Origin of the sequence: Paenibacillus alba, from assembly GCF_013204855.1 — a bacterium.
Taxonomy (GTDB): domain Bacteria; phylum Bacillota; class Bacilli; order Paenibacillales; family NBRC-103111; genus Paenibacillus_E; species Paenibacillus_E alba.
In genome coordinates this window covers 105,756-119,063 of the sequence record NZ_JABMKZ010000020.1, presented here as the reverse complement: position 1 = coordinate 119,063, position 13,308 = coordinate 105,756, and the positions used below count along the sequence as shown (strand labels likewise).

Genomic DNA, 13,308 nt, shown 5'->3' with positions numbered 1-13,308 from the left:
GAAGACTTTCTATTATTTAAATCAACAGGCTGATCGATTACCTCAAGGCGATCCAGCAGCCTGTTAATTTTTTCGCTTCCCGTATAGAAAGAGAACTTCACAGAATGGTCAAAATAAATGAAGCATCTTCAAGTTTTTAGGTCTCAAAATTTGAATTTATAGTCTAATAGTATTAGTCTGAAAGGGAGCTGGTGCCAATATTTACTAATAAAAACGTGAATTTTGTCGAATGGAGTGAAGAGCTATGATTAAACTAACGATTCGTAGAAAGCTTTTGCTCGTATCTTTCCTGTTATTAGTGGTCCCGATAATTGCGCTGGGATTAGTGACAAATAAGGTTTCTGGGGATTCAACCCACGCACTCATTGAAACAGGTCTGAAGAACAACGTGAGACTGGCTACTGAGATGTTGAATTCATTAGATAAAGCGGTACAAAAAGGGGTTATTACCAAAGAAGATGCTCAGAACCAACTGCGCGTCATGCTGTTAGGGGAGAAACGAGCAGATAATACAAGGCCCATTAATACACATATTGATTTGGGTAAGAATGGCTACTTTTTCATTATGGATGAAAAAGGCAATCTCCTGGCACATCCGCTGCTGGAAGGTCAAAATATTTGGGATAAGCAAACAACCGATGGCACGCATTACATTCAAAATATGATTAAAACAGCGCAAACAGGCGGGGGATTCACTTATTACGATTGGCCGCTACCTAATTCCAAAAAAGAAGCGAGCAAGCTTACTTATAGCGAGCTATCGACTTCCTGGGGTTGGATTATTAGTGCAGGTTCCTATATGCAGGATTATGATGCGGGGCAGCGCCATATTTTATCTGCTATGCTAATCACACTGATTGTCTGTTCGGTAGTAGGCATAACGCTTTTCACTTTCTTCGCGCTTCATATCTCCAGACCGATAATTCGTGTGGCTGATCAGGCAGAGCGCATGGCCGCAGGGGATTTGAGCGGTGAGCAAATAGTGGTCTCCAGTCGTGATGAAACGGGGCAGCTTGCGAGCTCTTTCAATACGTTATCCGATAGCCTAAGAGAGCTTGCAGGGAACCAGCTTTTGAGCGCCAATGTGTTGGCTGCTTCTTCCATGACGCTTTCCAGTATCATTTCAGAAACGACGCAAGCGGTGAATCAGACTTCACATGCGATCACTGAAGTGGCTGCTAGTAATGAAACACAAGCGAGCAGTATTGAAGAAACGTCAAGAGCGATGGAGGAAATGTCGACGGGTATCCAGCGCATAGCGATTACTTCCAACACGGCATTCGAAGCCTCGGTCGGCACACTTCAGGAAGCGGAGAACGGCAATGAATTAAGTCTGAGGTCCACGGTACAAATGACGGCAGTAAGCAGCACGGTTGGGGACTTAAGCGGGGTTATCCATCAGTTGGGGGACCGCTCTCAGCAAATCGGACAGATTGTAGAGGCAATAAAGGAAATTTCCGCACAAACCAATTTGTTAGCGTTAAATGCTTCGATTGAAGCTGCGCGAGCAGGGGAGAACGGCAGAGGATTCGCTGTTGTGGCCAGTGAAATTAGGAAGTTAGCTGAGCGCTCCAACGATTCTGCCGCTCAAGTGGCGGAGTTGATTGAAGACATTCAGAATGATATCCAATACGCCGTGGGATCGATGCAAAAAGGAGAACACGAAGTGGAAGCAAGTGTTGCTGCTATTCGTGAAACAGGAGAAGCCTTCACACGTATATTGCAAGCGACACGAAGTGTTGTTATGCAGGTGGAAGAGACTTCGGCGGCTGCCGAGCAGATGTCTGCCAGCTCGCAAGAAATTTCGGCAGCTCTGCAGGAGATGGAGCAGGTGTCATCCAATACGGCGGGAGCAGCGCAGATCGTGTCTGCGGCTACGGAAGAGCAGTTAGCTTCAATGGAAGAAATTGCTTTATCTGCCCAGAAGTTAAGTCAAATGTCTGACCAGATGAAACAGTTGATAAACAATTTTAAAATGTAGAATGAGATCTCTTCAGAATTGCCAGCCTTTGCTCATTTGACGAGCGTTTTGCTTCTCGATAAAATAAGTGTAAGTGTTTTAAGAAGGGAAGTCAGATGAGCAAAAGTAAACAGCCTACAATTATCGATGTGGCTTCAGAAGCCGGCGTATCTATAGCTACGGTGTCTAATGTCTTGAATCGCAGGAAGGTGCCGATGGCGCCTGAAACGATACGCAAGGTGGAAGAAGCCATTGTGCGGCTAGGTTATCGGCGCAATGTGATGGCGACGAATCTGAGTCGACGCCGTTCTTATGAATTAGGGCTCATCATTCCACATTTTGGCGGGTATTATGGCCGCTTCGCGGAGAGCTTGGAACAGAAGGTGCATCGCTTCGGTTATCATTTATCGGTATTTTCAGCAGCTGGCATGGATCCGGAGATCGAGCAGCGCCATCTCGAACATTTGCTGCAGCGCAGGGTGGATGGCTTAGTGAGCCATGGGCTGGCGATGAGCATGAAGTCGACACAGCAGCTCGTTGGAGGCGGCACCCCGCTTGTCATCTTTAATGGTTGGGGCTGGCCGGAAGAAATCGTCCAATTAGCTGTTAATCTGGATTTCGCGAAGGCCTCTACGCAAGCGGTGCAGTCTTTCCTCAATAGCGGCTGCCGTTCCGTCATCTACGTTGGCAAAAGCAACGGAATGGGAGCGAATGATCAGCGTATCCAAGGTTTCCTTTCAGGACTTGGCAATGCTTCTGAACCCGTTGTACATGCTCTACTAGATGTCAGCGAACTAGGTGTTGCCCGCACATTGGATGAGGCGCTGCGCTTGAGCGGAGAATGCCGCCCGATCGGCATCTACACATTTAATGACGCATTGGCGCTGGAGATTCTGGCACTCTGCCATGAGCGAGGCATCCGGGTACCTGAAGATGTGCAGCTGATCGGGATGGATAACGAGCTCTATTCCAAAGCGAGCTTTCCGGCTATAACAAGCTTCGATATGCCCGTAGATTTGCAAACCAGCCTGGTTGCGGCATTTCTTATGAAGCAGATTGGCGAGGACTTGGACGAAGAGAACACGCTGCTTCTTGAAGAGCATTTGCCTCGCGCCATTGGCCATGAACTGCTGATTGATCTGGACATGATCGTACGGAAGTCAACTATTGCATAGAAAAAAAGACCGTTACCTGACTCTCAATGTGTTGAGAGGGGAGTAACGGTCTTTTTTAAGTACGCACCTGTCTCTGGTGCTTCAGAAATTCTTTGCCATATTCCCCATGCGGATTAATGTCGGCGTGCTCAATCTGGATCGTGGAATGCTCGATGCCATATTTGCTTTTCAGCGTCTCATTAATGGCCAGAATCACGCAGAAAGGTTGAATGTTTGGATTGATGAACACATGAGCGGATAAGGAATAGTGATCGGTGGATACCGACCAAAGATGCATTTCATGGACATCCTCGACACCTTCTACTTGCCCAATCACTGAGCGAATCTCGTCGAGATTGAACTGCTCTGGGACGGATTCCATGAGAATCAAATAGGATTCTTTAATGATTTTAGCTCCACCAGTAAAAATAATGCCGCCAATCACCATCGAAATCATGGGATCAAACCAGAGAAGTCCTGTGTAATAGATGACAATCGATGAAACGATGACCCCAACCGAGCTGAGGAGATCTCCGAAAAAGTGCCAGAGCGCGCTTTTTACATTCAGATTATCTTCCTCTTTCACACTATGGTGGAGTACAAGGGTAAGTACCAGGTTAACGATGAAACCGATAGAAGCAATAACAAGCATAAGGCCAAGCTGAATAGGTTGAGGGTTAAGGATACGCTGAATACCTTCGATAAAGATCCCTAAAGCGATGACGCAAAGTGCCAAGCCATTCAAAAAAGAGGCAATAATTTCAAACCGCAAGAAACCAAAAGTAAACCGGGCATTAGGTTGACGCGTTGCCAGATGAATGGCGATCATGCTTAATCCCAAGGCAATAACGTCAGAGATCATATGAGCGGAATCAGATAGCAGTGCGAGTGAATTGGACAGCACCCCGCCTATAATTTCTACAATGGTAAAAAAAGCGGTCAGTATGAGCGTGATCCACAACGTATGCCTTGATTTGCTTTGTTCTTTCACATGATGAAGATGGTGGTAGTCGTATTCGATACTCATACAGATCCTCCTTATTTATAATAATTCTAATTAAGATATAATTATTATATGCTACACGCCTGTTAGGTGCAACTAAATTTCTTGTAAAAATATATTCTGCCAATATTTCTAGGGGGATCCTTCGTCTGGAAAATCAGCAAATGAGTGAAAGCCTGCGATTATGCAATTATGCATCTTTTAAAGCGCTTTTTTCAATGACAGGGTAGAAATGCTTGAAAAGCCTGCATAATCGCAGGCTTTCGCTGTTTTCACACGTTTTGATGGAAAAAGCCTGCATTTACGCAGGTTCTTCCAAATTTGATGAGCGGGGACATTGCCCAAAGGATGGCGCAGTCGCTTACCATGGCTTGGCATATTAATAAAGCAAAATCGTTTAAACCCCATTTAAGCTTCTGCGCAAAATTCGATAGCCAAACGGCTCCAGCTCTATACTGACAAAACCGTCAACAGACTTCACCGGATCGCCGCTGAATGCATCCTGCCAATGTTCCGTTTCCGTATCTGCGGGTTGGGCAAGAAGGGCTGTTTCCTCGGATTGATTCATCCAAATGGTGAACACTTCCTTTTTATTTCTGCGTTCATAAATGATTCTGCCATCCTCCGCATCCGCTCTCAGGAAGGAGAAGCGGCCGAAACGAAGCACTTCATGCTTTTTGCGCAGTTGGATCATCAGTTTGTAGAACTCGAATAATTCACGGTCCTGCTTGGCAGGGTCCCATTCCATGCATTTGCGGCAATCGGGGTCTTGCTCTCCCGTCAAACCAATTTCGTCGCCATAGAAAATGCACGGAGTTCCGATATAAGTGAGCAGGAAAGCAACCGCAAGCTTGAGCCTGTTCTTGTTCTCCTTAAACATCGTCAGCACGCGCGGCGTATCATGGCTTCCCAGCAAGTTAAACAGCACTTCATTCGTTTGCAGCGGGTAGCGCATCAGGATATTATTCATATTTTCAGCAAAAGAGAGGCCATTGGGCTGCTCGGACTGGAAAAATTGCAAAATCCGATCCGAGAATGGATAATTCATCACCGAATCGAACTGATCCCCCAGCAGCCAGCGCAGCGAATCGCTCCATGCTTCACCGATAATATAAGCGTCGGGATTTGCTTTTTTGACAACTTTGCGGAAATCCCTCCAAAAGGAATGGTCAATTTCATTCGCGACATCCAAACGCCAGCCATCAATCTGCACTTCCTTCAGCCAATGCTCCGCAACGTCCAGCAAATACTGTTTGACCTCGGGGTTCGTGGTATTCAGCTTAGGCATTGAAGCATAAAACCCGAAGGTTGCATAATTGACAGTGCCTTCCTTCACCTCAACCGGAAAATCATGAATGTGGAACCAATCCACATAGGCTGATTGCTCGCCTTTCTCGATAACATCCTTAAAGGGCGGGAAGTTAACGCTTGAATGGTTGAAAACCGCATCCAGCACGACCTTCATATTTCGATCATGGCAGGCTGCGACCAGTTTTTTTAACACAGCGGTATCTCCGAAGTGTGGATCTACCTTTTTATAATCAACCGTATCGTATTTATGATTGCTTGGCGCTTCAAAAATAGGAGTCAAATAAATCGCCGTTATGCCTAATTCGGTCAAATAATCGAGATGGTCGATGATTCCCTGCAAATCGCCGCCAAAATGGGAGTCATTAGTCGGTTGATCCCCCCATTCCAGGACGCCGTCTGGATCTATACGTGGATCGCCATTGGCAAATCGGTCTGGCATAATTTGATAAAAGATCGCAGATTTGGCCCAATCCGGCGCCTTGAATCCGTCGATTTCATGCATATACGGCATTTCATAATAACCGGAAGGGGGGCTGGGCTCTTCGTCATAAATACCCGATTCCGTCATCCAAATCGTTTCATCCTCCGCTTGCAGCCGGAACCCGTAAGAGAACCGTTTCTGCGCGGGCGATAGCTCTGTTTCCCAATAGTCGAAATAACGGTCGGTGGCGATTTTCTCCATTGGATAGTCATTGTTGTAATTGTCCCAGTCATATTTATCCCCTGTAATGGCGATAACTTGGTTCACATCATTCTTCTTGGTCCGAATGCGGAGATGGAATGTGCTGCTATCATAGGAATAAGCCCACTTGGTGTTGGGGGAATGGTATAAACTTTCAATTTGCATATGATATTCTCCTTTTCCAGCGAATGAGCGAAATGAAGGACTAGCCGTGAATTAAAGATTCAGCGCCATCAATATAAACGGACGTTCCGGTAATGTGGTCGGATTGATCGGAAGCCAAGAAAAGGACCAGATTCGCGACCTGACCTGCTGTTCCAGGCTTATGCTCAAGCGGCTGATCACCTTCGGGATATTCGATGGGAATCGTTATTTCCTCAAGCTCCGGTCGGCGATCCGTATTCTCGTCAATGTTCGTATGAATGGCACCTGGACAAATGGCGTTTACGCGGATTTTGTAGCGGGCTAACTCCAACGCAGCCATTTTCATAAAAGCGACCTGCCCCGCCTTGGACGTGCTGTAGGCACTCATCCCGAAATTAGAGAAAACACGATTGCCATTAATCGAGCTCGTAATGATAATACTTCCTCCCTGTTGCTTGAGGGGCTCGACCGCATATTTTACACATAGGAACGTGCCTGTCAGGTTAATATTGATTGTCGCGTTCCAATCGTCCAGCTCCAAATCGGCAATAGGCGACAGCACGCCATTAATTCCAGCGTTGGCTACCAGGACATCAAGTCGGCCCCAATGGTCCATCACCGTCTGAATGGCTTGTTTGACTTGCTCTTCGAAAGCAATATCTGCCGGCAGTGCGATCGCTTCGCCGCCGGAAGCCGTGATTTTCTCGACAGCCTCATCGAGTTCACGTCCCGGGCGGTTCAGCAGGCCGATTTTGAAGCCTTTTTCAGCCAAACGTATAGCGGAAGCTAAGCCTATTCCAGATGCGGCTCCCGTAACAATCGCAACTTTCCCCGAATCGGCGGATGGCTGAGTTTGGGAATGGTCAAAGTTAGTCATGATAATACCTCCTAGGGATTGAACGGATGATAAGGTCATTTACCCTTGTTGGGCGGGTTCGAATCGTGGGGGTTGTCGTGAAAATGAATATGATTTCTTTCAAAAGCATTTGCTTTGGGATCATAGTCCACTAGCGTTTTGGTCTCCGTTAAATCGAGGCGCTTGAAGCGATTATCCGAAATGGCATGAAGGATTGTGAAAGGTCCCAGCTTATCGGACACTATGGTTTTGAGGATCAGATCGCATAAATCCGCAGGATGGAGGTAGGCGCTCATGTCTCTAGCTGTCAAATCCTCTTCTTCGGCAGGAGAGTTATCGAATGCACCGATGCGGATCGCAACACTTTGCATATGTTCCGCGTATCCGAAATAGCAGGCCAGCGATTCAGCGAAACATTTGCTGACACCGTATAGATTGTGAGGACGAGTCGGCATATTCGCATAAAGCTGAGAATCGAGCGGATATCCCTCTATCGTCTGCACGCTGCTAGCTGTGAGAAACCGGCGCACGCCTTGATCTTTGGCCGCGCGAAACATATTAAACGTGCCTTTGATGTTGTTATCCAGCAGCGATTCATAGAAGCCTGCTTGTGGAGAAGGGTCCGCAGCCAAATGGATGACCACGTCAATGCCTTGGCAGGCCCGATGGCACGCCTCAATATCCGTAATGTTGAGCGCTATGTACTCGTGATCGCCTTGTGCGTATCGGGTGAGCATGGGTGTATCGAGGTCCGCGAGACGGAGTGTGAAGCGGTCTTTCAGAAAATTTGCGAGCACGCTGCCGATTCGCCCTGCGGCTCCAGTGATTAGAATTTTCATGGTGGGTTCCTCCTGAGTTATGATAGGTCATCCTTATTCATTAACCTTTATGAGGAAAATAAACACAGTTTGCTATAGCTGGGAAAATGATTAGAAAAATAAAGCGTTTTCTAAATTGTAATATAATTGAAACATTCCTGTTATGGTTTCATAATGTTTAGCGGGTATTATAATAACCAAGACCCCCTTTTTAATATAAACTTTTGAACCCAGCCCCGTTGGCTGGGTTCCTTTTTTTATTTAGGTGCTGAAACCCTCGAAACATGTCACTTACTAAACATCTTCAATACATCCTCCCTTTTTCACAACAACCATCTGCTTGTGTTTCAACCATCTAAGACATGAAGGCTGAAACTTCTGATGTTATTTTAGAGTCTTCCCTACTGCATCATCGTGGTTGCAAACCGGTACAATTCAAACAGGGGAGTGAACCAATAGATACGCGTCATGCTTATCGATGATGAAGAGAATACGCTGGAGGCTTTCGGTGCGCTGCAGGTGGACGTCGTATTTCTGGATATCCAAATGCCGAGCATACTGGGTATAGAGGTGGCAAGGTGGATCAGAGAGGAGATGCCGCATACCCAGTTTGTGTTTATTACCGCATATTCGGAATATGCATGGAAGCGTTCGAACTCAGTCCGTTGGTTGCAAAACACAGTTTCGCGTTTCGAGAGATTGTAAGATGATTTACTGCAACAGGAAGACATGACGAACAGGTAGAAAAAAAGAAAAGTCGTGGAGCACCGAATCGGTGACCCACGACTTTTTTGTATATAAGCTATTGAATGATGTCATAAATCAAGGCAGACTCTTCACAGGCATCGCTCTGGATGACGAAAGCTTGCTCGATTTTCTGAGCGATCGCCGCGACATCTTCTTGGTTCGCATGCAGAATGGCAATGGTCTCTCCTTGACGAACGGCATGCCCGACTTTCTTCGTGAGCACGACGCCAACGGCCAGATCGATAGATGACTCCTTGGTCGGTCTTCCAGCTCCAAGCTGCATAGCCGCCACGCCGATCTCTTCGGCTTGAATGGCATGGACATAACCGCCTGCAGGTGCGATTACATGCACTTGATACGGTGCTTGAGGCAGCTTTGTCGGATCGTCGATGACATCGGCCGTTCCGCCTTGGGCGACTACGAATTGCTTGAGTGTTTCGAGCGCTTTGCCGCTGCGGATCAGCTCTTCAAGCAACTGGTAAGCTTGCTCGAAGCTTTCGGCTTTACCGCCGAGAACGACCATATGTGCGCCTAAAGTCAGAACTAGGTGTGTTAAGTCTTCAGGACCTTCGCCGCGCAGTGTATCGATGGCTTCCTTAATTTCTAAGGAGTTGCCTACAGCGTAGCCAAGTGGCTGACTCATGTCGCTGATGATCGCGACCGTATGCCGACCAAGCTCGCGGCCGATGTCCACCATGGCAGAGGCAAGCGCCTTGGCTTCATCGAGCGACTTCATGAAGGCGCCGGCGCCTGTTTTGACGTCAAGGACAATGGCATCTGCGCCTGCGGCGATTTTTTTGCTCATGATCGAGCTGGCGATCAAAGGGATCGAGTCTACGGTGGCCGTCACATCGCGAAGACCGTATAATTTTTTGTCAGCAGGAGTTAAATTGCCGCTTTGGCCGATAACCGCTATTTTGAACTCGTTGACGTTGTGAATGAATTCCTCCGCCGACAACTCGACATGGAAGCCGGGAATTGCTTCCAGTTTATCAATGGTTCCGCCTGTGTGGCCGAGACCTCTGCCAGACATTTTGGCTACGGGAATGCCGGCTGCAGCAACCAAAGGAGCGAGGATGATGGTCGTGGTGTCGCCAACCCCGCCGGTACTGTGCTTGTCTACTTTAATTCCCTCGATTTGGGAGAGGTTGACGGTATCGCCTGATAGGGTCATCGCCATGGTCAGGTTCGCAACTTCCTCTGAGGTCATTCCTTTAAAATAGACAGCCATGGCCCAGGCGGACAACTGGTAGTCCGGTATTTGCCCTTTGGTATATCCCTCAATGATGAAATCAATCTCTGTTTTGCTTAAGACGCCGCCATCTCTTTTCTTGGCGATTAGATCGACCATCCGCATGTTAATTCACCCCGCCTGTGATTTCTTTAATAAGTGCAATGAACTTGGGTCTGGCTTCAGCCGCAACGCGCACGACTTGTTCATGTGTCAGAGGCTCAAGATGTTCTCCAACCGCCATATCGGTAATACAGGTAATACCTACGACTTGCATACCGCAATGATTGGCAGCAATAACTTCAGGGACCGTTGACATGCCGATGGCATCCCCGCCGATACCTGCGAGCATTTTCAATTCAGCCGGTGTGCAATAAGTAGGACCTGATATGCTGACATAAACGCCTTGCTGCAAAGGAATGTTCAATTCAGCGGCCTTAGCTTCAGCCATTTCTCTGAGCTTGCGGTTATAAGCTTCCGACATATCTGGGAAACGTGGGCCCAGTTCGGCGATATTAGGTCCAATCAGCGGATTGGCACCTGTAAAGTTGATATGATCCGTGATTAGCATAAGATCCCCTGCTGCGAAGTTAGGATTCATCCCTCCGGCAGCATTAGTGACAATCAGGGTCTCAATTCCCAAACGTTTCATGACATAAACCGGGAAAACAACTTCCTGCATAGGGTAGCCTTCATAGAAATGAAAGCGGCCTTTCATTACAAGTACGGTTTTGCCTTGAAGCTGAGCGACAACGAGCTCCCCGGAATGACCTTCAACGGTAGAGGTTGGGAAATGGGGGATTTTCTCGTAAGGAATGACAGTAGGGTTCAGGACCTCATCTGCAAGTACGCCTAATCCTGAGCCTAGGATCATTCCGATTTCTGGCTTTACAGGTATAGCTTCACGAATAAAGGAAGCTGCTTCATCTAATTTTTTTAACCAATTATCCATATGTAATGCCTCCCGAGCGTTGTTGTTATAGGTTAGCAATGATTGCCTTCATGTATCTTAAAAAAGAGTTTTTCACTAGGGCAGCGGTTTCCATGACCTCGTCATGAGATAAAGGTTGAGGGAGTATTCCGGCAGCCATATTTGTAATACAGGAAATACCTAGAACCTCGATCCCGGAATGTCTGGCCGCAATGACCTCGGGTACGGTTGACATGCCCACAGCATCGCCGCCAAGTTTGCGAAGCATTCTGATCTCCGCCGGAGTCTCATAGGTGGGACCGGACATCATGGCATAGACGCCTTCTGCGATAGCAAGCTCTTGCTTGAGCGCTACTTTTTTGGCTAATTCAATGAGCTTAGGCGCATAAGGCCTGGACATGTCGGGGAACCTCACACCAAGATGAGAGTCGTTTGGACCGATCAACGGATTGTCGAATGCAAAATTAAGATGATCGTTAATAAGCATCAGCTGCCCCTGGTGTAATCCGGTATGCAAAGCTCCAGCTGCATTGGTAACAATCATTTGCCTAACGCCTAGTGCTTTCATGACGCGTACCGGAAATGTGATTTTTTCCTGGGAATAGCCTTCATAGAAATGAAAACGCCCCTGCATGGCGACGACTTGCTTACCCATTAATTCGCCAATTACTAATCGCCCGGCATGACCTTCTACCGTTGAGACGGGGAAATGAGGGATGTCTTCATATGGAATCGAAACCCCGTTAACAATTTCATCGGCGAGTGCGCCAAGTCCCGAACCGAGAATCAAACCGACAGAGGGCCTGATGTTCGTAATTAAGGGGAGGATATGTACAGCTGCTTCAAGGATTTTCGTATTGTTCATGCCTAAAACCTCATTTCAAATTGGATAAGAAGCTAGTGCCGTACAAGGGCATCGGGACCTTGAAATTATCAGCAACCGTAGCTCCTACGTCTGCAAAGGAATTACGAATGCCCAATGAACGGCTTTCCCTTAAACCATGGTGAAAAACTAAGAGAGGCACGTACTCTCGAGTATGATCAGTTCCGTGGTGAATAGGATCATTCCCATGATCCGCTGTCAGGATTAAGAGATCAGTTTCGCGAAGCTTCTGATAGATTTCAGGAAGTTTGGCATCAAATTGCTCGAGTGCCTGCCCATACCCTTTGGGATCTCGGCGATGCCCATATAGAGCGTCGAAATCTACGAGGTTTGTGAAACAAAGCCCGCTGAACTCGGCATCCAACGTTTGAAGCAGTTTGTCTACGCCATCCATGTTGGATTTGGTTTTTATAGATTTGGTGATGCCTTCATCTGCGTAGATATCGGATATTTTGCCGATACCAATCACATCGAAATCGCTTTCATTTAAAGCGTTCAAGACAGTTGGACCGAGTGGTTTGACAGAATAGTCTCTACGGTTAGAAGTGCGTTCCCAAGCACCCGGCTGTCCGGTGAAGGGTCTGGCAATCACACGTCCGACGAAATATTCATCCACAAGTGTCAGTTCTCTAGCTGCCTCGCATATGCGGTAAAGTTCTTCAAGCGGCACAATGTCTTCGTGCGCAGCGATTTGAAGCACACTATCTGCAGATGTATACACAATGACACTCCCTGTTTCCAGGTGGAGCTTACCGTATTCATCCAGTATTTCGGTACCTGATGCGGGGATGTTGCCAATCACCTTGCGTCCGATGCGTTGCTCGAAAGTATGAATGAGCGGAGCGGGAAAACCTTGGGGGTACGTTTGGAACGGAACTTCAACTTTCAGGCCCATAAGCTCCCAGTGCCCTGTTGTCGTATCTTTTCCTATGGATATTTCATTCATTTTGCCATAGAGCCCTCTTGGTGAAGCGGCTGCTGGAATTCCTTTTAACTCTTCGATATTCCCTAGTCCGAGAGCTGCCATATGCGGTAGGTGCAAACCATGCAAAGTTTCAGCGATATGACCCAAGGTATGTGCGCCAATGTCGTTATATTGGCTGGCATCCGGAAGTTCTCCAATGCCTACACTATCCAATACGATTAGGAAAATTCTTTCAAAATTTGGCAATGATAAAACCTCCTTATTAACTTATTCTCATCATATCTGATTGAATGAACAAATGTAAATATTATTATGGTCTAAATTTCATTCACTTCTTATATCATACAAGCTTATTGGTATCTTGCATAGATTCGAAAGCTGAATTAGGCCGATTTCCAAAAGTTCTGCGATGAAGAATAAGACTCTTAACAGTACCTTAACATTAAGTTAATATATACAAAACAAATAAAGTTTAAAGTGGTAGTATGACCTTGAAAAATTGTTTACTTACAAACAGCAATGATTTATATTGGTAGTATCAATTGTAAAAAAATAGATTCGCAAATGTTCAGTATTTTTACAATTGTGAGAATATTTACCGAAAAAAGGGGAAAGCGCTATCATTTTATTGGGGGGTGGTGGTGTTTAAATGTTTAGGAGGTA

The 13,308-nt window shown here is 46.7% G+C and carries 11 protein-coding genes; 3 read left to right on the top strand and 8 right to left on the bottom strand.

Annotated elements, in window-relative coordinates; all coding sequences use genetic code 11:
- Positions 1 to 244 precede the first annotated feature (244 nt).
- Together HQN90_RS23010 and HQN90_RS23005 are read left to right on the top strand one after the other, a co-directional pair.
- Positions 245 to 1,981 carry a methyl-accepting chemotaxis protein gene (locus tag HQN90_RS23010; protein WP_173223028.1) on the top strand — a complete coding sequence of 579 codons (1,737 nt, stop codon included), beginning with the start codon at positions 245 to 247 and terminating at the stop codon, positions 1,979 to 1,981.
- Between the two features lie 95 nt (positions 1,982 to 2,076).
- On the top strand, positions 2,077 to 3,135 hold the full coding sequence (locus tag HQN90_RS23005) for a LacI family DNA-binding transcriptional regulator (protein WP_173223026.1): 1,059 nt from the start codon (positions 2,077 to 2,079) through the stop codon (positions 3,133 to 3,135).
- 55 nt (positions 3,136 to 3,190) lie between these two features.
- Here the strand turns inward: HQN90_RS23005 and HQN90_RS23000 are convergent, their stop codons facing one another.
- The 4 genes from HQN90_RS23000 to HQN90_RS22985 form a co-directional block, all read right to left on the bottom strand.
- The gene (locus tag HQN90_RS23000; RefSeq protein WP_173223024.1) at positions 3,191 to 4,141 is read right to left on the bottom strand and encodes a cation diffusion facilitator family transporter; all 951 of its coding nucleotides are present in this window, start codon (positions 4,139 to 4,141) and stop codon (positions 3,191 to 3,193) included.
- Positions 4,142 to 4,514: 373 nt separating this feature from the next.
- Positions 4,515 to 6,275 carry an alpha-glycosidase gene (locus HQN90_RS22995; protein ID WP_173223022.1) on the bottom strand — a complete coding sequence of 587 codons (1,761 nt, stop codon included), beginning with the start codon at positions 6,273 to 6,275 and terminating at the stop codon, positions 4,515 to 4,517.
- 40 nt (positions 6,276 to 6,315) lie between these two features.
- Positions 6,316 to 7,131 carry an SDR family oxidoreductase gene (locus HQN90_RS22990; protein WP_173223020.1) on the bottom strand — a complete coding sequence of 272 codons (816 nt, stop codon included), beginning with the start codon at positions 7,129 to 7,131 and terminating at the stop codon, positions 6,316 to 6,318.
- A 35-nt stretch (positions 7,132 to 7,166) separates the two neighbouring features.
- The gene (locus HQN90_RS22985) at positions 7,167 to 7,949 is read right to left on the bottom strand and encodes an NAD-dependent epimerase/dehydratase family protein (protein ID WP_173223018.1); all 783 of its coding nucleotides are present in this window, start codon (positions 7,947 to 7,949) and stop codon (positions 7,167 to 7,169) included.
- Positions 7,950 to 8,396: 447 nt separating this feature from the next.
- Between HQN90_RS22985 and HQN90_RS22980 the strand changes: the two genes are divergently transcribed.
- The gene (locus HQN90_RS22980; RefSeq protein WP_173223016.1) at positions 8,397 to 8,633 is read left to right on the top strand and encodes a LytR/AlgR family response regulator transcription factor; all 237 of its coding nucleotides are present in this window, start codon (positions 8,397 to 8,399) and stop codon (positions 8,631 to 8,633) included.
- A 97-nt stretch (positions 8,634 to 8,730) separates the two neighbouring features.
- Here HQN90_RS22980 and HQN90_RS22975 read toward each other — a convergent pair whose 3' ends face one another.
- The 4 genes from HQN90_RS22975 to deoB are packed head-to-tail and all read right to left on the bottom strand — an operon-like array spanning position 8,731 to position 12,891.
- The gene (locus HQN90_RS22975) at positions 8,731 to 10,032 is read right to left on the bottom strand and encodes a pyrimidine-nucleoside phosphorylase (protein WP_173223014.1); all 1,302 of its coding nucleotides are present in this window, start codon (positions 10,030 to 10,032) and stop codon (positions 8,731 to 8,733) included.
- A gap of 1 nt (position 10,033) precedes the next feature.
- Positions 10,034 to 10,858 (bottom strand): purine-nucleoside phosphorylase, encoded by an 825-nt coding sequence (locus HQN90_RS22970; protein ID WP_173223012.1) that lies wholly within the window; start codon positions 10,856 to 10,858, stop codon positions 10,034 to 10,036.
- A 25-nt stretch (positions 10,859 to 10,883) separates the two neighbouring features.
- Positions 10,884 to 11,702, bottom strand: a complete 819-nt coding sequence (locus HQN90_RS22965) for a purine-nucleoside phosphorylase (RefSeq protein WP_173223011.1) — start codon at positions 11,700 to 11,702, stop codon at positions 10,884 to 10,886.
- Positions 11,703 to 11,712: 10 nt separating this feature from the next.
- Entirely contained in the window at positions 11,713 to 12,891 is a 1,179-nt protein-coding gene (gene deoB, locus HQN90_RS22960) for a phosphopentomutase (RefSeq protein WP_173223009.1), read from the bottom strand.
- Positions 12,892 to 13,308 lie beyond the last annotated feature (417 nt).